We start from the raw sequence: 21,793 nt of genomic DNA, 5'->3' as shown, positions 1-21,793 counted from the left end.
CGACGCGGGGCCGGGTCGGGAAGGGTGCCGAATGCCGTCGGATGATTCCGTGCTGCGGGTGCGGGACGTGCGGAAGAGCTACCGGGGTGGCCCGGTCCTGCGTGGTGTGGATCTCGATCTGCCGCCCGGCCGGGTGGTGGGGATCGTCGGGGAGAACGGCGCGGGCAAGACCACGCTGCTGCGCGTCCTCGCCGGCGACCTGCGGCCGGACGGCGGGTCGGTGCGCCACGGCGGGCGCATCGGACACTGTCCGCAGGAGACGGTGCTGCACGACGCGTTCACCGTCGAGCAGCACCTGCGGTTCTTCCAAGTCGCCTATGGCCTGGAGAGCCTGCGCAGGGCCGAGGAGCTGATGGAGGCGCTGCGGTTCTCCGGCTCCCGCCGGGCCCGCCCCGGCACGCTGAGCGGCGGCACCCGGCAGAAGCTCAACCTTGTCCTGGCCCTGATGCACGACCCGGACGTGCTCCTGCTCGACGAGCCCTACCAGGGCTTCGACTGGGAGACCTACGTACGGTTCTGGGACCTGGCCGAGGAGCTGCGCGGGCGCGGCCGCTCCGTGCTGGTGGTCTCCCACCTCGCCTATGACGCGGCCCGCCTCGACACGCTCCACCGGCTGGAGGGCGGCGTGCTGCGCGAGCAGGAACGCGTGGGCGTCGCCACCGGCGAAGGGGCCGGGGACAGGGCGGGTGCGCCGTGAGACGCCACTGGGACTGCTACGCCACCGCCGTGCGCATGACGTTCGTGGAGCACCTGCGCAACCGGCTGGCATTGGTGATCATCGTGGTCTTCATCCCGGTGTGGGCGATCCTCATCTACGCCCTGTCGCTGGAGATCCCGCTGCCGTTCTACGTGCGGGCCGCCGACAGAACCGTCACGATGCCGGCCGGCGTGCTCAACCAGCTCGGCGGAGCGCTGCAGATCCTGGCGTTGATCACCGGGTTCATGATGTTCGTGACCACGATGAACTCGGCGTCGTTCGACCGCCGCCTGGTGCGATCCGGGTTCCCCCAGCTGTGCCTGATCGCGGCGAAGCTCACCGCCCTGGTGGCGGTCGCGCTCTGCGTCGCGCTCTACGCGACCGGCCTGATCTGCCTGACCCACCCGACCGAGCAGCCCCTGCTGCTCGCCGCCGCCCTCGCCGGTGGGGCGCTCATCTACGGAGGGATCGGCATCGCGCTCGCCGCGGTGCTCACCAGCGACCTGGCCGGTCTGGTCCTCGTCACCGTGATCTGCTCGATCGACCTGGCCCTGCAGAGCCCGCTCGCCACCCCGGCCGCGGCCGGCGTCCTGGTGCGCTACCTGCCCGACTACGGGCCGATGCAGGCGGCGGTCGCGGCCGTGGCCATGGACACGGTGCCCTGGAACGCCGTCGGCCCGGCCGTGTGCTGGGCGCTGGGCACGATCGTCCTCGGCATCTCCGCCTTCGCCGGCCGTACGCGCGCGCAGGGTCCGGTCGGCGCGCCGGTGACAGCGCCGGCGAATCCATGAGTCCCCCGTCAGGAGCATCCGTGACATCTGAGAGCGTTTCTCGTGCCTTCCCCGCCCTGGAGTCCGACCTGGACCGGGTGCGGGAGATCGTCGGCATGGCGGACGTGCCGAGCCGCTCCGAGCTGACCCCGCTGACCAGGCAGCCGGCGGGTCACCGCCACCTGATCCGGCCCACCCTGGCGCTGTTGTCGTACTACGTGCTCGCCGGAACAGAGCGGGCCGCCGACGTCCGCGCCGTCAAGGCGGCGGCGGCCGTCGAACTGCTGCACATGGCGTCGCTCTACCACGACGACGTCATCGACGACGCGCGCCGGCGCAGAGGCAGGCCGAGCGTCAACATCGTGTGGGGCGCGCGCCTGGCGGTCCTGGCCGGCGATCTGCTGTTCACCAGCGCCAGCCGGATCCTCTCCGAGCTGGGCCGGCGCGAGCCCATGATGGTCGCGGAGACCGCGCAGCGCATCTGCTCGGGAATGATCGCCGAGACCGCCGACCGCTTCCTGCTCTCCCGCACCGAGGCCGCCTATCTGGAGGTGACCGGCGCCAAGACGGCCGAGTTGCTGTCCCTGGCCTGCAGGCTGGGCGCCATGCAGGCCGGGCGGGACCCCGAGGCGGAGGAGGACCTGGCGGCGTTCGGCTGGCATCTCGGCATGGCCTATCAGGTGCGCGACGACATCCTCGACCTGACCGCGACGACCGGGGAGCTCGGAAAACCGGCCAACTCCGACATCGTGGAAGGCGTCTACACACTCCCCGTGATCAGGGCCCTGGGCCGCGAACCCTCGCTCGCCCGGCTGCTGCGCCGCGGCCTGACCGCGGCCGACGCCGAGCGCGCGCGGCAACTGGTCCTGTCCTGCGGAGCCGTGGACGAAGCCCGGCAGGTCGCCGGCACCCATGTGGAGACGGCACTGCGGCGGCTCGATCTCCTGCAGCTCCGGGGCCTCGGCGATCCGCGGTCACGCGAGGGGCTGGCCGGCTACGTGCGGTCGATCACGAGCTCGGGCGGAAAGGGTTCCCCTGCACCCGTCACGGTGCCCGCTCCCTCCCCCGCCTCCCCTGCCGTTCCCTCTCTCGCCCCGGCCTCCGCTCGGCCCGGTGTCCTGACCGGGCGGCAGGAGCACGTGCAGGAGCGGTTGGACGCCTGGCTGCTGGACACCGGGCTGGCCGCCACGCCGGAGGAGGCCCGCCACCCACGCTGGAACGCCATGGCCTCGACCGCCGTGCGGTTCTGGCCGGGCGCCGACGCCGAGCAGGCCGAGACGCTGGCCCGGTGGATGCTGGTGATCGCCGTCGTCGACGACCTCTTCGACGAGCCGGGTCTCGCCGACCCCGGCGAGATCGCCCGGCTGCGGCACCGGCTCGCCCTCCTCGTCCGCGGGCTCGACGACACCCCGGCGACCGGTGGAGCGGTCGCCACGGCCATGGCCCAGGCGTGGGAGCGGGTCCGCCTGATCCAGCCGCCCTCGTGGCGGACGCGCGCCCTCGGTCACTTCGAGGAATGGCTGGAGGCGGCCGAGCGCGAGGCATGCCACCGGCTCAGCGGGTTCATCCCCAGCCTGCGGGACCAGTTCACACTGCGCCTGGGGAGTTCCGGGGCGCCCGTCTTCCTGGACACCTTCGAGATCACGTACGGCGGGGAGCTCGAGCCGGCGGTGCGCGACCATCCGCTCGTCCGGCGGCTGCTGGACGTCGCCGCGGCCGCGGCGCTCGCCGAGAACGACCTGCGGACCCTGGACGAGGACGAGGCCGTGGGCGCTCCCTACAACCTGGTCAGGGTGCTCCGCCACGAGACCGGCTGCACCAGGCAGGAGGCGATCGACGAGGTGACCCGCCAGGTCGAGGACGGCTTCGCCCAGGTGGACGCCATACTCACCGCCGCCCCCGCCATCCTGCGGCCCGCCGACGGCAGCGCCGCCTCCGTGACCGGGACGGGTCTCCTGCGCCTTGCCCGAGAGCGACTGCCGAGCTGGCGCACCCTGCACAGCATCGACCGCTACAGCCGCTCGTCCGCCGGCAGCGAGACGTACCTGGCCCGGCTGCGCCGGGAACTCCTGGTCGAGTACGCCGAGACCGGCGCGGCCCGCTGACCCCGGTCCCCTGCGTACCGAAACCTCAGCGCGCCGAGACCTCAGCCGGGTCCGTCCGCGGCGAGGCGGTCGAGCCATTCGCCGAGCACGTGGCGTTCGCCGTCGGTGAGAGCAGTGGCGTCGGGCAGCGCGGCGCGCAGCGCCATCGCCGCCGTGGCCGGTCCGGGAGTCTCGACCACGGCGGCGTCGGCGGTGATGGCGGCGATCGACGCGTCGCGGGCCACCTCCGACAGGCGGGGGTCACGCCGCTCCACCGGCAGGGCGAGCAGCGTGAAGACGGTGCCGCAGCCCGCGGCGTGCACGAGGTCCGCCGCCAGGCGCTCACCGACCTTCAGCCGGCCGGCGGCGGCGATGGCGCGGATGCGCTCCCCCAGCATGCGGAAGGCGGCGACGGCGGCGGGCGACTGCCGTCCCGGCGTGGGGTCGCCGTACATGAGCGAGAACAGGGCGGGGTTGGCCAGCCCGAAGCCGACGTGCAGGTCCCATCCGGCGCGCAACGCTTCGACCGGGTCGTCGACCGGCGGGCTCGCCTTCTTGTCCGCCAGATAAGAGCTGAAGCCATACTCGGCGACCGCGTCGAGCAGGCCCTCCTTGTCGCCGAACAGGCGGTAGATCGTCGGCGCCTGCGTCCCCGCCGCGGCGGCCACCGCTCTGGTCGAGACGGCCTCGCGCCCGCCGCTCGCGAGCAGCCCGGCCGCGACCGACACGATGTGCGCCCGCGTCCTGTCTCGGCCGCTCGCCGTCTCGCTCTCGGAATCGCTCACGCTTCCAACGATAGCAGTATGTTGCTATCGATGAATTTCCAGTGTTAGCGTTCTGGCGATATCAGCGATAGCAAGGAGTGAATCGTGATCATCATCACCGGGGCGACCGGTCAGCTCGGCAGCGGCGTCGTCGAGCACCTGCTCGCGCGAATCCCCGCCGACCGGATCGGCGTCAGCGTCCGCGACATTGCGAAAGCCGGCGACCTCGCGCAGCGCGGCGTCCGCGTGCGGCAGGGCGACTTCGACGACCCCGCGAGCCTGACGTACGCGTTCGAGGGCGCGTCACAGGTGCTCGTCGTCTCCGGGCCGGCCGACGCGCGCCCGCACCGTACGGCGATCGAGGCCGCCACGGCCGCGGGCGCCGAGCGGATCCTCTACACCAGCCACATGGGCGCGAATCCGGCCTCCCCCTTCGTCCCGATGCCGTCCCACGCCGAGACCGAGCAGGACCTGCGCGCGTCGGGGGTCGCGTTCACCGCGCTGCGCAACGGCTTCTACGCGACCACCGCGGTCCGGTTCGTGAGTCAGGCTCTCGAGACCGGCACGCTCGTCGCGCCCGAGGACGGCCCGGTCTCCTGGACGGCTCACGCCGACCTCGCCGAGATCGCCGCCGTCGCCCTGAGCGAGGAGGGCCGGCTCGACGGCATCACCGCGCCGCTGACCGGTCCCGAGGCGCTCGACCTCGCGGACGTCGCCGCGATCGCCTCCGAGCTGACGGGACGCGAGATCACCCGCGTCACCGTCCCGGACGAGGAGTGGGTGGCGGGCATGGTGTCACACGGCGTCCCCGAGCAGCAGGCCCGCTTCCTGCTGGGCATGTTCGAGGCCAGCCGTCGGGGCGAGTTCGCCGAGGTCGGCCTCACCCTCGGGGAGCTGCTCGGCCGCAAGCCGACCGCGTTGCGCGAACTGCTCGCGGACACGCTCACGAGCTGACGCCCCTTCCGGTCGATTTCCCCTTTTCGGGATATCCGGCGGCTCCGTCAAGGCCAGATATACAGTGTCATTGGATCTTGTAAGGGGGCCGGGAATGCTCGAATGGGTGGCGGCGGCGGTTGCGGCCGGCGGGACCGCGGTGGTGCAGGCCGCGGGCACCGACGCGTGGTCGCTCGTACGGCAGCGGGTGGCGCGAGTGCTCAGCCGCGACGATCCCGAACGCGAGCGGACGGAACTGATGCGGCTGGATCAGACCGCGACGGATCTCGCCTCGCTCGCCCCGGGGGAAGCCGCGCTCATACGGGCCAGGCAGGAGGCGGCCTGGGCGGCCCGGTTCGAAATGCTGCTGGAGAGTCTCGGCGAGGCCGAACGCGAACGGGTCGCCCGCGAACTGAACGACATCGCCGACCAGGCCCGCCAGGCATCGGTGGGAGGAGTGTCGGGGAACGTCTTCCGCGGACCGGCCGCGTTCCAGATCGGCGACCACAACCGTCAGGACAACCACTTCGGGCCAGGCGCATGACGCGCGACTCCGAATCAGGAAAAGACGGCTTAACAGGAAAAGACGGGTTAACGGGCAACGTCTTCCACGGCCCGGCCCCTTTCCAACTCGGGGATCGCAACGTCCAGATCAACCACATCCACCAGGCGGCGCCGCGGCGCCGCCCGCTGGTCCTCACAGGTACGGCGGTTACGACCCGGGAAGAACTGGCCGCCGTCATCCGCGGCGACTGGACCGCCGCGAGACGTCAGTTCTTCGAGGGCGCGGCCGCGACCGGCGCGCCCTCCGACGGCTGGCTCGGCCTTCTCACCTGGCTGCGCGAGCTCGATGGTCTCACTGCCGAGGACCTGACCGCCCAGATCGAACTCATCGACCATCGGCTCCGGGACGAAAGGCTCCCGGCCGATCTGAAACTGCTTCACCTGCTGGGCTGGCTCGATCCGGCGGGAGAAGCCGTCTGGCGAGGGACGCCGGTGACGGTGGAGTCGCTTTCCGAGGCACTCAGGATCGGTCGTCTGGGCGAAAGCGGCCCCGAATGGGAGCTCTATCGCGACCTCTGCGAGGGCGGCCTGCTGGACGCCCTCTCCAGGTTCACGGCGCTGAGCGCGCTGCGCGGAACGCAACGGGCCTGGGACGAGGCCTGGGATTCGTGGCGGCGACTGGCCGCCGAGGTTCCCGGACTGCCGCCCGAGGCCCAGGAATGGGCCGAGAGCGGGGCGCGCGGGCTGCTGCTGGCGGCCCTTCTGCCCTACCCGGAGAGCACGACGTGGTTGCGCGCCGCCCGCGAGCACGTGGCGCCACCCCCCACCGGTGAGATCGAGTGGTACGACTGGCTGCGCGCGCGAGACGGTGGCTCGGATACGCCTATCGGGTGGCTCATGGCCACGGACTTCACTGCTTACGCCGCCGCGCAGGCGGAACAGCGGCGTCGGCAGGCGGCAGTCGACCGGCAGAACCAGCGAATGACGACCGTGCTGGATCACGCCTCCGCGCTGCGGGACCGCCAGTGGGCCGACTACGAGCGCCGGCGGCTCACGCCCACGGCCCGATTGGGAGCGGTCGTCCGCGCGACGCTGTGGCTCGGTGCCTGGGGCGCCACCACGATCCCGGTGGCCTGGATCATGTGGGGCTGGGCTCAGCCGGACATCGCCCTGACGCTGTCCTGGTATCTCGTCGCGCTGACCCTGGCGGCGTACGCGGGCGGGCTGCCAAGAGTCATACGGCTCGGCGCGGCGTACCAGCCTCCGCTGCGGCGCGTGCGGGAGTGGGCCGACGGAGCCAGGGCCGACCCTGGACGCGTCCGGAGGGGCCTGATCAGAGCCGGCGTCGTGGTCGGAGCCGTCCTGATCCTCGGGGTGCTCCTTCACGACGTCGGCGTCATCGCGACAACGGTTCTCGTCGTGCCTTTGCTCGCCGCGGTGTTCCATTTCGCCCGCATCGGGGCGCTTCACGACTGGGCGGACGAGCATCAGGAGCGGCTGCGGGACTACCGGTCCAGGCGTGCCGATTCCGGCGGCATCCCTCAGAACATCGTCCGGGATGTGCGATCGCCGTCGGCCAGGATCCGGGCCGACGCCTACCAGGCGTTCGTACGGCAGTTCATCGGCCTCGACCACGGCGGGCAGGACGAGGACCGGGACAACGGCCGCCGCGACCGCTGATTGGACCGGAGTCGTACACGACTCCGACCGGGAGCCGGCACATCTACGACGTGACGGCGTCCGCGTTCTGCGTGCGATAGCGCGATCACCGGGCGTCGCCCACTCTCGCGTCAGGCCCTGGAGGGACGCTGTCTCTGGGAGCCGTCGGCCGCGATCGGGACGTCGCGCAGCGACAGAGCGCTCGGCGGAGGCAAAGGCCGGTGAGCCGCCTCGGCGCGGAACGACTGCAGCAGGTACGCCACCAGGCGCCGCGACGCGGCACCGTCGTGCGGCAGCGCGGTGACCAGACCGCAGTGGGACAACAGGGCCACGACGAGGTCGGAAGGGTGGAAGTCGGCCCGCAGCGCGCCCGCCGCCTGGGCTCTGCGGACCAGGGTCATGAGGTCCCGTTCGGTCCGTTCCCGAGCCTGCGCGTGTTCCGCCGTGCTGTCCGGAAAGGCCGCGACGAACGCGGCGGGGAAGCCGCGTTCCTCCCGCTGGAGTTCGCAGACCGTCTCGAACAGCCGCTGGAAGCCCCGCCAGGGGTCGGGATCGGCCAGCGCGTCGGTGAGCGCCCGTGCACAGGTCTCCATCTGGTGCGCGAACGCGGCCCGCACCAGTGCGTCGCGGGTCGGGAAACGCCGGTACAGCGTCGCCACGCCGACCCCGGCCCGCCGGGCCACGGTCGCCATGGGCGCGTCGATGCCGTGCTCGGCGAAGACCGCACGGGCGGCGACGAGGATGCGCCCCCGGTTACGCCGGGCGTCGGCCCGCATCCCCGGTCCGGCGATCCGAGAGGGATCCTCCACCACTGTTTCTCACTTCCGATTTAAACGGACGATCCCGTCCACTTAGGAGCCTACGCTCGGGGCCAGATTCCCGCACGGCCACTGGTGGCGAAGGTGAGAACGATGGACGACGACACGATGAGAGCAGTGCTTTTCGACCGATACGGCGGCCCCGAGGTGCTGTATGTGAGCCGGGTGCCCCGCCCGGAGCCGGCGCCCGGCGAGGTGCTCGTGCGGGTCCGCGCCTTCAGCGTCAACGGCGGAGAGACGGCCGCCCGTTCCGGCAGGCTCCGTCTCCTCACCGGACGGAAGTTCCCGAAACGCGTCGGGTTGGACTTCACCGGCGAGGTCGCCGCGCTCGGCGCCGGCGTGACGGGCATCGTGATCGGCGACCGGGTGTGGGGCGTCATGGGCCGTACCGGATTCGGCAGCGCCGCCGAGTATGTGACGCTCCGGGCTGAGCGGCTCGGCCGGGTCCCGGACGGACTCGATCTGGTGGAGGCCGCCGCGCTGCCGGTGGCGACCACGGCCATCACGGCGCTGCGTGACAAGGCCCGGCTGCGCCCCGGCGAACGACTGCTCGTACGCGGCGCCGCGGGCGGCGTCGGCAACGCCGCCGTCCAGCTCGGACGGGCCTACGGCGCCGAGGTCACGGCCCTGGCCCGCGCCGCCAACCTCGACTTCGTCCGTACGCTCGGCGCCCACCACGCCATCGACCACCGGGCCGTCTCGCCGAGCGAACTGGGCCTGTTCGACGTGGTCCTCGACACGGTGGGCACCGACCTGCGGGCCTTCCGGCGCCTGCTGTCGCCCGGCGGCCGCACGGTGACCATCGCCTTCGACCTGACCCGGCTTGCCGCCTCACTCGGTTACATCGCCGCCAGCGCCGTACACGGACGCGGCCGGGTGCGCTTCTTCAGCGGCAACCCCACGCGGGCGCTCTTCGACGACCTCGCCCGCGAGGTGTCGGAGGGGAGACTGCGCCCTGCGGTGGACACCTGCTTCCCGCTGGAGGAGACGGCGGCGGCCCACCGCGCGCTGGAGGCGGGCGGAGTGCGGGGCAAATACGTCGTCAAGGTCGACTGACGGCTCCCAGGGAGGTCCGGGGGAGGCCGACTCCGCTTGGTTCCTCTTCGCGGTTTCCCCGTGCCGGAAGGTGTCCGGTCATGGCCGCGCCCAGCGGTGGTCAATAAGATCCGTAATGACCTGACCTTCCGGACATCCCAGCGGGGGCGATGTGAACGGCGGCAGCGAGGCGGGGGGCTTACGCGGTTTCGGTGAGGAGCACGAGCCCGGCCTGCGGGCGGGCGACCCGGCGCAGGTGGGGCCTTACCGGCTGGTGCGCAGGCTGGGCGAGGGCGGCATGGGCACCGTCTACCTGGGCGAGGCGCCGGACGGCACCCGCGTGGCGGTCAAGCTGCTCCACCACACCGTCGCCGCCGACCCCGACTTCCGCCGCCGCTTCCGTCGCGAGGTCGAAGCCGCCAAACGCGTCGCCCGCTTCTGCACCGCCGCCGTCCTGGACGCCGAAATGGACGGCGAAACCGCCTACCTGGTCACCGAATACGTCCCCGGCCCGACCCTCCGCCAGGCCGTAGAACAGGACGGACCCCTGCGCGGCTCCAGCCTGGACGGACTCGCCGTCAGCATCGCGACCGCCCTGCGCGCCATCCACGCCGCCGGCATCATCCACCGCGACCTCAAACCCGGCAACGTCCTGCTCTCCCCCATCGGCCCCAAAGTCATCGATTTCGGCGTCGCCCACCTGTCCGACACCGCCACGCACAGCAGCGCGGTGGTCGGCACCCCCTCGTTCATGTCCCCGGAACAGTTCGACGGCGGCCCCCTCACCCCCGCCTCCGACGTCTTCGCCTGGGCGGGCACGGTCGCGTACGCGGGCACCGGCCACGCCCCCTTCGGCAACGGCCCGCTGCCGGTCGTCATCAACCGGGTCATCAACGGGGAGCCCGACCTCACCGGCCTCGACGGACCGCTGGGCACGCTGGTCACCCGCGCCCTGGCCAAGAACCCGGCGCAACGGCCGACCGTACGGGACATCCTGGACACCCTCACCGGCTCGTCCGGGCTTGATGAGCCGTGGGCAACGACGCTGCCGGGGGGCGGCAGAAGCCGCCGCGGGCTGCTCGCCGGGGCCGCGGCCGGCGTCGCCGGGCTGGCGATGATCGCGACTGCGGTCGCCGTATGGCCCTCCGACCACGACACGCATGCCGCGGCGTCCGCGACCTCCTCCGTCACCACCACGCGCCCGGCCGTGGTGGTCCCCGGGGGTCCTACGCCTGCCACTCCGGCCGCGTCGAAGGCTCCGGCGGACAGTGGCGGCAACCCGCTGCGCGAGCCCGGCGTACGGTTCGCGTACCTGCCGGATCCCGAGGCACAGCGCCAGGCGGGCGTCTGGAGCGCGCAAGGCAAGAAGGCCGACGCCGCGCTGATGCGCGCCCTGGCCGCGGTGCCGCATCCCGTGAACCTGAACATGCCGGCCGCCGAGGCCGGGCGTACGGTCGCGTCCACCGTGCGGGTGGCCTCCGCCCGTCACGCGGTTCCCGTGTTCGTGACCGATCACGTGCCGATGAAGGACTGCTCCCAGTGGGGAGAGCCGGACGAGCGGTCCTACCGTGACTGGATCGACCGGGTGGCGAAGGGAATCGGCACGGCGCGGGCGGTGGTCGTGCTGGAGCCGAACAGCCTGACCAGGCTCCCCGGCTCGAACAGTTGCTCACAGGGGACCAAGGCGGGCGCGGCCGAGCGCTACCGCGAGCTGTCGTACGCGGTGAACCGCCTGGGGAAGCTCCCGCACACGGCGGTGTATCTCGACGGCGGCATCAAGGGCTGGCCCAGCCTCGTCGAGATCGCCGACCGGCTTGTGAAGACCGGGGTGAAGCGCGCCGACGGCTTCTATCTGAACGTCGCGGACTTCCAGCAGACCGAGGAACTGCTCAGGTATGGGGAAAGCCTCTCCCGCTGCCTCTACCTGAAGGAGGGCGACGGAGCGAGCACCTGCACCGGCGCCGAGCTCGACGCGGTGCCGGCCGGGACGCCGCTGACCCACTTCGTCATCGACACCAGCCGCAACGGCAAGGGCGTGTGGCAACCGCCGGAGGGCAAGTATGCCGACCCGCAGATCTGGTGCAACCCACCGGGCCGGGGCGTCGGCCGCCGCCCGACGACCGACACGGGCAGCGAACTGGCCGACGCGTTCCTTTGGCTCCGCTCCCCCGAGCAGTCCAACGGCCAGTGCACGCGAGGCGGCAAGGGTCCCCAGGACCCCGTCTACCACCAGGTCGACCCCATTGGCGGCACCTGGTGGGCCGCCCTGGCCCTCGACCGCGCCCGCAACGCCGTCCCCCCGCTGCGCTGACTCACTTCTACTTGTAAGCGCAGACCTGAATTGGACGCGACAACCCAGGAGGATTCTGTCTGATGGCGACCTACGTGTTGATCCACGCTGCGGCGGTCGATTCTTGGTATTGGGGGCCTCTCTCGGCCGCCCTGCGAGACCGGGGGCACGACGTGGTGGCACCGGACCTGCCGTGCGACGACGAATCGGCCGGGCTTGCGGAGTACGCGGACACGGTGGTCGAGGCGATCGGCGGGCGCACCGGTCTGGTCGTCGTCGCCCACTCGTTCGGTGGGTTCACCGGCCCACTGGTGTGTGACCGGGTGCCTGCCGACCTGCTCGTGATGCTCCAGGCTCAGATCCCGGCCCCCGGCGAGTCGCCGGGCGAATGGTGGGGCAACACCGGCTACTGGGCGGCCCGGGAGGAAGCCGACCGGCGCCGAGGCGTCCCGGGCGGCATGGAGGAGGACGCGTCCTCCCTCGTGCTGCACGACACTCCGGCCGACCTGGCCGCCGAGTTCGTAGCCGCGCACCAGCGGCACCAGGCGCCCACGCCCTTCGGAAGGCCGTGGCCGCTGGCCTCCTGGCCGGACGTGCCGACCAGGTTCCTGCTGGCCGCAGACGACCGCTTCTTCCCTGCCGAGTTCATGCGCGGGGTCGTCACCGATCGTCTCGGTTTCCAACCGGACGAAATGCCTGGTGATCACTGTCCGATGCTCGGTCACCCGAAGGAACTGGCCGACCGCCTTGAGGCGTACCGCGCGGGGTTCTGAACAGTGCCGGCTCGTCAATCGCCGTTGGCCTTGCGGAGGCGGGCGCGGACCGTACGGCGAACCAGCGGGCCCATGTCCTCCAGGACGGCTACCAGGCCGGCGAGCTGCTCCAGGCTGTCGAAGGCGCGCTCCGCGCCGTCCTTGTCGACGCCCTCGTACAGTTCGAGGCCGACGAAGGCGGCCGCCGTGGCGCGGGCGAGCCCGGCGACGTCCACGAACTCCGCGAGCGGGCTGCCGGCCAGCACGCGGCCGAGGACCTCCTCGATCTCGGTCACCCACATGCCGAGACCGTCAGCGGTGGCGGGGGCGAGTTTGCCGTCCATCTGGCTGCCCGCGAGCATCTGGGCGAGCACGGCGAGGTTCCCCGCCTCGCGCTCGTCGGCGTGCAGCGCACGGCCGAGGTCGAGCAGTTCCTTGAGGCTGTTCACGGCCGCGAACCGGGCCCGATAGACGGCCACCCGCTGCTCGGAGCCGTACCGCAGGGCCGCGGCGAGGAGCTCGTCGACCGTGCCGAAGTGGTAGAAGACGAGCGCCTGGTTCACCCCGGCCGCGGTGGCGATCACCCGTGCCGAGGCCCCCGCGATGCCCTGGGTCCGCAACGTCTCCAGAGCACCTTCGAGCAGCCGCGTACGGGTGTCGCCCATCGTCTCCCCTTCGTTCCTCTTCGCGGCTTCACCGTAGTGGCAGGTGTTCGGCGATGGCCCGGCCCGGCGGTACTCAATAAGATCCGAAGTGACCTGACCTTCCGGACATCCCAGCGGGGGCGATGTGAACGGCGGCAGCGAGGCGGGGGGCTTACCCGGGCAGCATGAGTCCGGCCTGCGTGCCGGTGACCCGCACCAGGTGGGGCCTTACCGGCTGCTGCGCAGGCTGGGCGAGGGCGGGATGGGCACCGTCTACCTGGGCGAGACGCCGGACGGCACCCGCGTGGCGGTCAAACTGCTCCACCACACCATCGCCGCCGACCCCGACTTCCGCCGCCGGTTCCGCCGCGAGGTCGAGGCGGCCAAACGGGTCGCCCGCTTCTGCACCGCCGCCGTCCTGGACGCCGAAGTAGACGGCGAGACCGTCTACCTCGTCACCGAGTACGTCCCCGGGCCGACCCTCAGGGAGGCCGTCGAACGCGACGGACCGCTGCGCGGCTCCAGCCTGGACGGACTCGCCGTCAGCATGGCGACCGCCCTGCGCGCCATCCACGCCGCCGGCATCATTCACCGCGACCTCAAACCCGGCAACGTCCTGCTCTCCCCTATCGGCCCCAAAGTCATCGACTTCGGCGTCGCCCACCTGAACGACATGGCCGGACACATGAGCAGCGCGGTCGTCGGGACACCCTCGTTCATGTCGCCCGAGCAGTTCGACGGCGGCCCCCTCACGCCCGCCTCGGACGTCTTCGCCTGGGCGAGCACGATCACCTACGCGGGCACCGGCCACGCCCCCTTCGGCCACGGATCGCTCCCCGTGGTCCTCAACCGAGTCGTCAACGGGGCGCCCGACCTGACCGGCCTCGACGGACCGCTGGGCACACTGGTCTCCCGCGCCCTGGCCAAGAACCCCGCCCAACGGCCGACCGTGCAGGACATTCTCGACACGCTCACCGGTTCCACGGCACGGTCCGTCGCCACTCTGCCCGGGGATGGTGGGAGACGCCGCCGCAGTCTGATGATCGGGACCGGAGCGGGCGCGCTGGCCGTGGTCGCGGCGGTGGCCGCCACCTGGCTCGGCACCTCGTCGGGCTCGCCCTCGTCCGGCCCGTCCGCCACCTCGTCCGCCACGTCTGCTGCCTCCGTGGCCGCCGTGCTGCCGTCCGCTTCCGCCTCCGGTGGCAATCCGCTGCGCGAGCACGGCGTACGGTTCGCGTACAAGCAGGAGCCCGACCCGCAGCGCCAGGCGGACGCCTGGGATGCGCAGGGCAGGAAGGCCGACGCCGCGCTGATGCGCGCCCTCGCCGCGGTGCCGCACTCGGTGAACCTGAGCCGACCGGCCACCGAGGCCGAGGACACGGTCAGGTCCACGATGCGCCTCGCCGCGGCCCACGACGCCGTGCCGGTGTTCCTCACCGATTACATCCCCCTGACGGACTGCTCCGATCGTGGGGCGTCGAACGAGCAGACGTACCGAGACTGGATCGACCAGGTCGCGGCCGGCATCGGCGCGGGCCGGGCGGTGGTCGTGCTCGAACCGAACAGCCTGACCAAAGTGCCCGGCACCGACAACTGCGAGGCAGGCGGCACGGCGGGGACCGCCGAGCGCTACCGCGAGCTCGGCTACGCCGTGGACCGCCTGGGGGCGCTGCCGCACACGGCCGTGTATCTCGACGGCGGCATCCAGGGCTGGCCCGAGTCCGTCGCCGACATCGCCGGTCGGCTCGTCAAGGCCGCGGTAGGACGGGCCGATGGCTTCTACCTGAACAGCTCGGACTTCCAGCACACCGACAGCCTCCTCCGGTATGGGGAGAGGCTCTCTCGCTGCGTCTATCTCGTCGCCGCCAAGGGCGGCAGTGCATGTGCGGGCGCCGACATCGACGCCGTGCCGGCTGACGCACCGCTGACGCACTTCGTCATCGACACCAGCCGCAACGGCAAGGGCGTGTGGAAGGCTCCCGAGGGCAAGTACGCCGACCCCCAGTTGTGGTGCAACCCCCCGGGCCGCGGCGTCGGTCCCCGCCCGACCACCGACACCGGCAGCGAGCTGGCCGACGCCTTCCTGTGGATCCGGGATCCCGGCCAGTCCAGCGGCCGGTGCCTCCGCGGCGGCTCCGGGCCGGAGGATCCGGTGCATCACCAGGTAGACCCGGTCGGCGGCACCTGGTGGCCCGCCCTCGCTCTCGACCGCGCTCGCAACGCCGTCCCCCCGCTGCGCTGAGCTCACAGGCGTGCCTCTTCGCGTAGCGGCTTAATGGTGACGGGTACGCCGTGCTCGGTGACGTCGACATAGCGGGCCTTGAACGCGCCCCGATAGCCGAACATCGGCCCAAGCCGGTGGTGGGACACCGTGACCCCGACGCGGAACTCCCCCGCCTCGTCGTCGTACGACTCCCTCACGACGGCGGTGCCGGTCATGAGCCTGGGGAGGCGGCAGGAGAGCCGGCCCTCGTGCAGGCGGAACCCACTGGAGCGGATGACGAGGCCCCCGCGCTCGTCCACCTGGAAGTCCAGGTCCACGGCCAGATGCTGGTGCGAGCCCAGGTAGTCGACGATGCCTTTGACGGGGTCGTACACCATCTGGGCGTCGAACCTTCTGCGGCGGCCAGGCAGATCGAAAATGCGGACGAAGCTGACCGTCTCACGTCCATACGAGTCGACGTACGGGTAGTTCTCGATGGTGAACGGCACCTGCCGGCCCTGCTCGGGGACGAGGATGTTGCGGGTCCCGCCGAGTGTGAGGAACGGCCGGGTGAAGCCCGCGTGCCAGATGTGCTCCATCACCCCCGTGCCGACGCAGGCCTGCCCGCCGTCAATGCTCACGCCGAAGCGGCGGCGCAGTTGCGGATGCAGGCGGGCGAAATCGGCGCCGAGGGCACGTTCGAAGATCGAGGTCATGGGGTCTCCATCAGGGTGCGCGGGGCTGTTGCCGTCTGCCGGTCGGGCGGACGGCGCAGGCATCGGCGGGCCGCCGGGGTCGAGGGAAGCGGCGGCAGGAGTACGGCCGCCGCTGCCACCAGGCATGCGACGGCGGCCGGGGTGGTGGTGATGGCGATGGCGGTCGTGAGGGTGCGCAGGCAGACTTCGGCGAGGGCCTGCCACAGGGAACGCTCCGGCGTTTGGCCGGTCTCCAGCCAGAGACGGAGCCGGTCGAAGGACCAGGCCGTCGCCCAGCCGATGAGCGGACGGAAAACGAGGTCAACGGCTTCGCCCCAGCCGGGGCGATAGCCGTACCGGGTAATGAACCGGACGCCGTCGTTGGTGGGGACGTAACGCCAGTAGCCGGAGCCGGAGCGGATCAGCGAGAGCGGATGGCCGGAGGAAAAGCGCAGCGCCGACGTCCTTTGCTCGGGATCGCACCGGTCTCCGGCCGTGACTCCGCTGCCATCGATGACAAGCCCGGGCAGGAGCCGGAAGGCGTACCGGAACCGCTGCGGCTCACCGTCGGCGCGCGGCAGGTAGTCGATCTCCGTGAAGCGCAAATCCCACCGTCGATGCAGCTCAGGCCGCTGCGTGAACTCCCAGACGGCATCCATGTCAGCCCGGACCAAGCACTCCACGTACACGAACCGCGCCACACACGCCTCCCAGTCGTTGAGCGATCGCTCAAAACAGAGGGTAAGCCGATTTAAGCGATCGCTCAAGTTGCGACGGACGCGGCCAATAGGCCCTCAGCGGGAAGGCAGGCACCGCAGAGCCTTCCGCGATCACGCTGACCAACCCGTGAAAGGCCAGGTGAAGCGCGCCGACGGCTTCTATCTGAACGTCGCGGACTTCCAGCAGACCGAGGAACTCCTCAGGTATGAGGAAAGCCTCTCCCGCTGCCTCTACCTGAAGACGAGCGACAGAGCGAGCACCTGCACCGGCGCCGAGCTCGACGCGGTGCCGACCGGGACGCCCCTGACCCACTTCGTCATCGACACCAGCCGCAACGGCAAGGGCGTGTGGCAGCCACCGGAAGGCAAGTACGCCGACCCGCAAATCTGGTGCAAGCCACCGGGCCCGGGCGTCGGCCGCCGCCCGACCACCGACACCAGCAACGAGCTGGCCGACGCGTTCCTATGGCTCCGCCCCCGAGCCTAGGCTCACCCGGCTATGGCAGCCCTCCGGAATAGGTCGGCGGGCATCTCCTCATCCAGCCTCCACGTGATGGCCATAGGACGCTCGCCTCGATGTTCGACGTATCGAGCCGTGCCATGGAAAACGAAAGATTCGGGGTGACCGCTGTCGTTTTCCTTCCGCTCTCGGGTGAACAAAAGAACGTGGCTACCCTCGGTCTCATGGTTCTGGTAGCGCAGGCCAGTAGTCGAGTGGGAACTTGTCCGGTTCTGCGACTCCCAGTGAAATAGATTTGGGGTAAGCGCATAATCCCGGTACATCGTCTGCGGCGAGAACTCCTTTTCGTTCTTGTGCAGGGTGACGAACAGAGCATCGCACTGAGTGACGGGGCTCCACGCAACGCCCTCACGCATCGTGGACGGCACTAGCCCTCCAAGGACTGCCCATCCGATCGCGGCGAGCACTTCCTCCGTGGAGTAACGGGCGTTGACCGCGAGCGGCACCGAATCAAAATTTTGACCGAGCGGTCGAGCCACGTGTCGTGGACGGTCAATACCGTAGGCCAGAACCTCGCGGATCTCCTCACACAGAGCATGCTCGCCTCGCAGCCGTTCCAGCGCCTGATCATAGGAGGAGAAGTCTCCACCGTCGCGCCAAAAGGAGAAAAATAGCATCCGCGCAAACGCCTGATCCGCAGGTGAGCATCCTGCATAGTGCGGGCCATCGGCGCTGAGCAGCCGGACATAGGCTTCAGCACGGCGGCGGTCGTCCACATGCAACAGCGCCCGGACCCGCCGGCCAAGCAGTTCCTCTAGCGGTGAGCCGGAATCGGGCATAAGGCCGGCTCGACGAAGGAGCGATGTCCAGTACCGTCGGTTGCGGTACAGGTCGCCGATCTCGCGCCCGCTCTCCGCGAGGTAACCGATAAGCGACCTTTCCGCACAAGATCTAATCTCCTGCGTCAGCGTATTCACTGTCGCACCGAGATGAAGCTTGAGCTCAGCCAGCAGCCGGTCCTTAGTCACTCGGTCCAGCACAACCTGACTGCCCGGCGGCAGCAGCGGGAAGTCGTCTTTGACCTGCCTGTCCAGCCGCCCCCGGCTGAATCCAGTCAATGCCTGGAACCGATTAGCGAAGCGATACTCTTTGCGGTGCTGGCCGACAAAATCTAACACCGTCAGCACCTCTTTTTCTGGGGTGCGGCGGAGCCCTCGTCCGAGTTGCTGCAGGAAGACGGTGGCGCTTTCAGTCGGCCGTAGAAGCAGCAGAGTGTCCACGTCGGGCACGTCCAAACCCTCATTGAACAGATCAACTGCAAACAGGAATCGGACTTCGCCATCCCGCAGCGCCCGCAGTGCCGCCTTTCGGGAAGCATCATCGGTCGAGCCGTCTACCGCGAGAGAGGGCAAACCTAACCCAGTGAAGAAGTCGGCCATGAAGTGCGCATGCCGTACTGAAACGCAGAAGCCAAGGCCACGGACAGCCGCCAGGTCACTCACCTTGTCGTTCAGAGCGTTGAACACAAGACGAGCACGAGCCTCGTCTCCAGTGAATAAGTCGTCGAGGGCGGTGCTGTCGTAGGACCCACGTGACCATTTCACGCTGGTGAGATCGGTTTCATCATTGATGCCGAAGTAGTGAAACGGGCAGAGCAGGTCCGCGTCCAGCGCATCCCACAGGCGCAACTCGGAGGCGATACGGCCATCAAAGAATTCTTCCTGAACCCAGGTGCCGTCGGCGCGCTCCGGGGTGGCAGTGAGTCCCAGCAGTTCCTTTGGCTTGAGATGATCGATGATTCGTCGATAGGTACGAGCAGCGGCATGGTGAAACTCGTCGATCACCACCACGTCGAAGTGCTCGGGATCAAATGATTCGATTCCCATAGCGGTGAGCGACTGCACGCTGGCGAACACATGCCGCCAGTCTCGCGAGCGATCCTCGCCCACATGCAACTCACCGAAGTCTGGCACGGCCAGCACCTGCCGATATGTGCGTAATGCCTGAGCCAGAATTTCGCGCCGATGCGCGACAAACAGCAGTGACGGCCGACGGCCTAGCCGTTGCTGGAGGTTCCGGTAGTCAAAAGCGGCTACAACCGTCTTACCGGTGCCAGTTGCAGCGACGAGTAGGTTGCGATGCCGACCATGCACGGTGCGCTCGACATCCAGGTCCTCCAACATCTCGCGCTGGTGAGGAAAGGGATGCGGCACCAAGGCAGGAATGTCGAAAAGCTGCTTGCCCACCTTGGACCTGGACAATGCCTCATCTAACCGATCGCCGTCAACCGTAGGGTCGTAAGGTTCAAATTCGGGACGGTTCCAATAGGAATCGAAGGTCGCCTCGAACTTGTCCAGCAGCCGAGCGGTGGTCACGGACGAGAGACGCACGTTCCATTCCAGTCCATCCAACAGCGCCGCCCGAGAAAGGTTGGAACTGCCGACGTAAGCGGTGTCGAAGCCCGTGTTGCGGCGCAGCAGCCATGCCTTGGCGTGCAGGCGAGTGGAGTTCTGCTCGTAACTGACACGCACCTCGGCGCCGAAGTCCCGTACTAGCCGGTCCAGAGCACGTCGCTCTGTCGCGCCCATGTAGGTCGTGGTGATCACTCTCAGCGGGACGCGCCGACGCTGCAGATCAGCGAGTTGGCGTTCCAGGATGCGCAGTCCCGACCACTTGACGAAGGCGCACAGGAGGTCCACCCGGTCGGCGCTGATTAACTCGGCCGCCAACTCATGCGCCAGGTTGGGGTCCTCGCGAGCGTTGGTCAGCAAGGCCGCCTCAGACAGCGATGTCAACGGCCTTACTGGGGCACTCGCACCCGGACTGTGCCTCACGATCGACAGCAGCCTGTTCGGCCCATCTGCCACAGTTGCGGGCTCCGTCAGCTGACTCAGCAACCGATTGACCAACTCAACCTGCTCTTGGGGCTCTTTGAGCATGGCCAACGCCTGCGCTGCCGTTTCGCCGACAAAACGACCCAGTAGGTGGGCGACTTCTTCTTTTTCGACTTCCGACACCTCCACGAGGTGTCCCGTCTGCCGCCACTCAGCGACGCTCTTGGCGAGCTTGTCAGTGAGCAGCGAATCGTACAGACCAGTGATCGGGGCGTCGTCCACTACATGTCCTCGTGACTAGGCCTGCGCTACAGGCGCACTGCAGACGATCATCGTAATTGGAACGCGCCAAAAGTTTCACAACAACATGATCACAAAAGTCTTCGCTCATTCCGATACACCAACTCGCTGATGTCATCCGGCAGGTGCCTCCGGCCAGATGTCGCGGCCGGCTGACCACAGTTCGGTGATGTGGTACGCGAAGCGGTCGTAGAGGCCGTCGTCTTGGTGGCGCTTCAGGTGCAGGAGCGGCGAGTCGTGGCCGACCAGCTTGGCCAGGTGTGGGGTGACGAGCATTTCGTCGTCGAACTGGAATGCCGACAGGGCGATGTGCTCGTCACCGAACCGCGCCTCGATTCCGGGCACGTCCTTGAGTTGGTCGAGTTCGGCCAGCGTGATGCGGATCCGGGTGGACACCGTGAGCGGAACGCCTTCGGTTTCCTCACGTCGGCGGGTTACCTCGCTGTCGGGGTCGCCGATCAGGAAGCGGACGCGGCAACCTTGCTCAGTTTTGCGCTTGAGTACCTTCGCCAGGTTGGGGTGCTCCAACCAAAGGAAGTAGTTCGTGTATCCCGCCAGCGTGATTGTCGCCTTCGCCTCGGTGATGAGCGCCCGCCACACGCTCTTCGGGCAGGCGGATCGGTAGGGGTAAACCGACACCACTTCTCGATCGGGGCCGATCTTGACCGTGTTCCGAATCGCCTCGGGCCATAACACGGACTCATCCACTCCCAACGCTTCGGCAGCGGCCCACCGATGACGCGGGTGCGGCACGCGTGCCTCGTCAGCCAGCCAGCGGGACACCGTCTTGACGTCCACCTCGCATCGCAACGCGAGGTCCCTTTCGGTCAGTCTCGCACTGGACATGGCTTGGCGTAGAGAGTCATTAGCCACTGGCGACCTCGAATCGGGAGGACGTTGAGGACGTCTCCCGACGGTAACGCGAAACGTCCCGCACGTCCCGCGAACGCGGTGTGAATGTGCCAGCACCGTAAGTGACTCTGTCGCCATGTCCCCGACGACGACCTTTCAAGATCTACAGGCCGCGTTCCCCCACTGGACGATCTGGCGGAGCTCAGCCGATCGCCTGTGGGCGACGCGCAATCAGCGGCTCACCGACGCGCAGTTGAGTCACGGGCTGAGCCACACCATCGACGCTGATGACGCCGACCAACTCGTTGCGCAACTCCGTAACCAGGAGAAGCTCGCCACAGGGTTGCTGCCCCAGTGAACGCTCTCCGAGGGTCCGCTGTCCGAGCGCTTGATGCTCTGGATCAAGCCGCCTCCACCTGCCCCGCGCTGCATGTGGCGTCAGAGCAGCCGGAGCGGGTCGCGGTCCGGTGGATGCCTGAGACCAGGCGCGCCGTCCGGGGCCGGGTTGTGGCCCACACCTGCGACTACTGCTCGCCGCTCGCGTACGAACTGTGCGCGTCCGGCGGGCTGCTGTTCGTCCGCCGTACGGACCGGAGCGGCGGCCAGCCGGAGATACGCGAGACCGAACGCCTGCCCGACGTGCGGGCGCGCCGGATGTGGCTGGACCTGCTGCTCGGCCGGGCTCGATAAGCCCCATAAGACGCCCGTCCGGCGATCCCGTCCGAGGCGGTGTCGGATTCACGGCGTGGACATGCTGTGGGGCGCTGGACCACCGGCTGT

General features: G+C 69.5%; 20 protein-coding genes. 13 read left to right on the top strand and 7 right to left on the bottom strand.

Annotated features, from left to right (window positions below; genetic code table 11):
• Positions 1 to 31: 31 nt before the first annotated feature.
• From BXA11_RS04870 to BXA11_RS41900, 3 genes are read left to right on the top strand one after another with little or no spacing between them, the layout of a single operon-like run.
• Positions 32 to 697, top strand: a complete 666-nt coding sequence (locus BXA11_RS04870; protein ID WP_204053440.1) for an ABC transporter ATP-binding protein — start codon at positions 32 to 34, stop codon at positions 695 to 697.
• Positions 694 to 1,488 (top strand): hypothetical protein, encoded by a 795-nt coding sequence (locus BXA11_RS04865; RefSeq protein ID WP_083743951.1) that lies wholly within the window; start codon positions 694 to 696, stop codon positions 1,486 to 1,488. The genes BXA11_RS04870 and BXA11_RS04865 overlap by 4 nt, the downstream gene beginning before the upstream one ends.
• Positions 1,489 to 1,508: 20 nt before the next feature.
• Positions 1,509 to 3,572 carry a polyprenyl synthetase family protein gene (locus BXA11_RS41900; protein ID WP_159454732.1) on the top strand — a complete coding sequence of 688 codons (2,064 nt, stop codon included), beginning with the start codon at positions 1,509 to 1,511 and terminating at the stop codon, positions 3,570 to 3,572.
• 41 nt (positions 3,573 to 3,613) lie between these two features.
• Here BXA11_RS41900 and BXA11_RS04855 read toward each other — a convergent pair whose 3' ends face one another.
• The gene (locus BXA11_RS04855; protein WP_076433015.1) at positions 3,614 to 4,336 is read right to left on the bottom strand and encodes a TetR/AcrR family transcriptional regulator; all 723 of its coding nucleotides are present in this window, start codon (positions 4,334 to 4,336) and stop codon (positions 3,614 to 3,616) included.
• An 84-nt stretch (positions 4,337 to 4,420) separates the two neighbouring features.
• Between BXA11_RS04855 and BXA11_RS04850 the strand changes: the two genes are divergently transcribed.
• The 3 genes from BXA11_RS04850 to BXA11_RS04840 all read left to right on the top strand — a co-directional run bounded on the left by BXA11_RS04850 (position 4,421) and on the right by BXA11_RS04840 (position 7,432).
• Complete coding sequence (locus tag BXA11_RS04850; protein WP_076433013.1) at positions 4,421 to 5,269, top strand: SDR family oxidoreductase; 849 nt, start codon at positions 4,421 to 4,423, stop codon at positions 5,267 to 5,269.
• Positions 5,270 to 5,363: 94 nt separating this feature from the next.
• Positions 5,364 to 5,792 (top strand): hypothetical protein, encoded by a 429-nt coding sequence (locus BXA11_RS04845; RefSeq protein ID WP_076433011.1) that lies wholly within the window; start codon positions 5,364 to 5,366, stop codon positions 5,790 to 5,792.
• Positions 5,789 to 7,432 (top strand): hypothetical protein, encoded by a 1,644-nt coding sequence (locus tag BXA11_RS04840; RefSeq protein WP_076433009.1) that lies wholly within the window; start codon positions 5,789 to 5,791, stop codon positions 7,430 to 7,432. Before BXA11_RS04845 ends, BXA11_RS04840 begins: the two co-directional genes overlap by 4 nt.
• A gap of 110 nt (positions 7,433 to 7,542) precedes the next feature.
• On the opposite strand, the gene BXA11_RS04835 is transcribed toward BXA11_RS04840, so the two are convergent.
• Positions 7,543 to 8,220, bottom strand: a complete 678-nt coding sequence (locus BXA11_RS04835) for a TetR/AcrR family transcriptional regulator (RefSeq protein ID WP_076433007.1) — start codon at positions 8,218 to 8,220, stop codon at positions 7,543 to 7,545.
• 102 nt (positions 8,221 to 8,322) lie between these two features.
• Between BXA11_RS04835 and BXA11_RS04830 the strand changes: the two genes are divergently transcribed.
• The 3 genes from BXA11_RS04830 (at position 8,323) to BXA11_RS04820 (ending at position 12,327) form a co-directional block, all read left to right on the top strand.
• Positions 8,323 to 9,285, top strand: a complete 963-nt coding sequence (locus tag BXA11_RS04830) for an NAD(P)-dependent alcohol dehydrogenase (RefSeq protein ID WP_076433005.1) — start codon at positions 8,323 to 8,325, stop codon at positions 9,283 to 9,285.
• A 151-nt stretch (positions 9,286 to 9,436) separates the two neighbouring features.
• Positions 9,437 to 11,575 carry a glycoside hydrolase family 6 protein gene (locus BXA11_RS04825; protein WP_076433003.1) on the top strand — a complete coding sequence of 713 codons (2,139 nt, stop codon included), beginning with the start codon at positions 9,437 to 9,439 and terminating at the stop codon, positions 11,573 to 11,575.
• 62 nt (positions 11,576 to 11,637) lie between these two features.
• Entirely contained in the window at positions 11,638 to 12,327 is a 690-nt protein-coding gene (locus BXA11_RS04820; RefSeq protein ID WP_076433001.1) for an alpha/beta fold hydrolase, read from the top strand.
• 14 nt (positions 12,328 to 12,341) lie between these two features.
• On the opposite strand, the gene BXA11_RS04815 is transcribed toward BXA11_RS04820, so the two are convergent.
• Positions 12,342 to 12,971, bottom strand: coding sequence for a TetR/AcrR family transcriptional regulator (locus BXA11_RS04815; RefSeq protein ID WP_076432999.1), 630 nt, complete (start codon positions 12,969 to 12,971; stop codon positions 12,342 to 12,344).
• A gap of 124 nt (positions 12,972 to 13,095) precedes the next feature.
• On the opposite strand from BXA11_RS04815, the gene BXA11_RS04810 reads away from it, so the two are divergent.
• Positions 13,096 to 15,192 (top strand): glycoside hydrolase family 6 protein, encoded by a 2,097-nt coding sequence (locus BXA11_RS04810; protein ID WP_143734074.1) that lies wholly within the window; start codon positions 13,096 to 13,098, stop codon positions 15,190 to 15,192.
• Positions 15,193 to 15,194: 2 nt separating this feature from the next.
• On the opposite strand, the gene BXA11_RS04805 is transcribed toward BXA11_RS04810, so the two are convergent.
• Together BXA11_RS04805 and BXA11_RS04800 are read right to left on the bottom strand one after the other, a co-directional pair.
• Positions 15,195 to 15,869, bottom strand: a complete 675-nt coding sequence (locus BXA11_RS04805; RefSeq protein ID WP_076432995.1) for a DUF4166 domain-containing protein — start codon at positions 15,867 to 15,869, stop codon at positions 15,195 to 15,197.
• Positions 15,866 to 16,549, bottom strand: a complete 684-nt coding sequence (locus BXA11_RS04800) for a hypothetical protein (RefSeq protein ID WP_239104724.1) — start codon at positions 16,547 to 16,549, stop codon at positions 15,866 to 15,868. Before BXA11_RS04800 ends, BXA11_RS04805 begins: the two co-directional genes overlap by 4 nt.
• 145 nt (positions 16,550 to 16,694) lie before the next feature.
• Between BXA11_RS04800 and BXA11_RS04795 the strand changes: the two genes are divergently transcribed.
• Positions 16,695 to 17,054: a glycoside hydrolase family 6 protein gene (locus BXA11_RS04795; protein ID WP_076432991.1), complete on the top strand. Its 360-nt coding sequence runs from the start codon at positions 16,695 to 16,697 to the stop codon at positions 17,052 to 17,054.
• 2 nt (positions 17,055 to 17,056) lie between these two features.
• Here BXA11_RS04795 and BXA11_RS04790 read toward each other — a convergent pair whose 3' ends face one another.
• Positions 17,057 to 20,143, bottom strand: coding sequence for a DEAD/DEAH box helicase (locus BXA11_RS04790; RefSeq protein ID WP_076432989.1), 3,087 nt, complete (start codon positions 20,141 to 20,143; stop codon positions 17,057 to 17,059).
• Positions 20,144 to 20,275: 132 nt separating this feature from the next.
• Positions 20,276 to 20,959, bottom strand: a complete 684-nt coding sequence (locus BXA11_RS04785) for a DUF5919 domain-containing protein (RefSeq protein ID WP_239104725.1) — start codon at positions 20,957 to 20,959, stop codon at positions 20,276 to 20,278.
• A 190-nt stretch (positions 20,960 to 21,149) separates the two neighbouring features.
• On the opposite strand from BXA11_RS04785, the gene BXA11_RS04780 reads away from it, so the two are divergent.
• Positions 21,150 to 21,371, top strand: coding sequence for a hypothetical protein (locus tag BXA11_RS04780; protein WP_076432985.1), 222 nt, complete (start codon positions 21,150 to 21,152; stop codon positions 21,369 to 21,371).
• Between the two features lie 113 nt (positions 21,372 to 21,484).
• Complete coding sequence (locus BXA11_RS04775; protein ID WP_204053441.1) at positions 21,485 to 21,703, top strand: hypothetical protein; 219 nt, start codon at positions 21,485 to 21,487, stop codon at positions 21,701 to 21,703.
• Positions 21,704 to 21,793: the final 90 nt, after the last annotated feature.

The organism is Microbispora rosea, assembly GCF_900156315.1.
Lineage (GTDB): Bacteria > Actinomycetota > Actinomycetes > Streptosporangiales > Streptosporangiaceae > Microbispora > Microbispora rosea.
The sequence above is the reverse complement of the archived record's forward strand: the minus strand, read 5'-3'. Positions and strand labels throughout refer to the sequence as shown.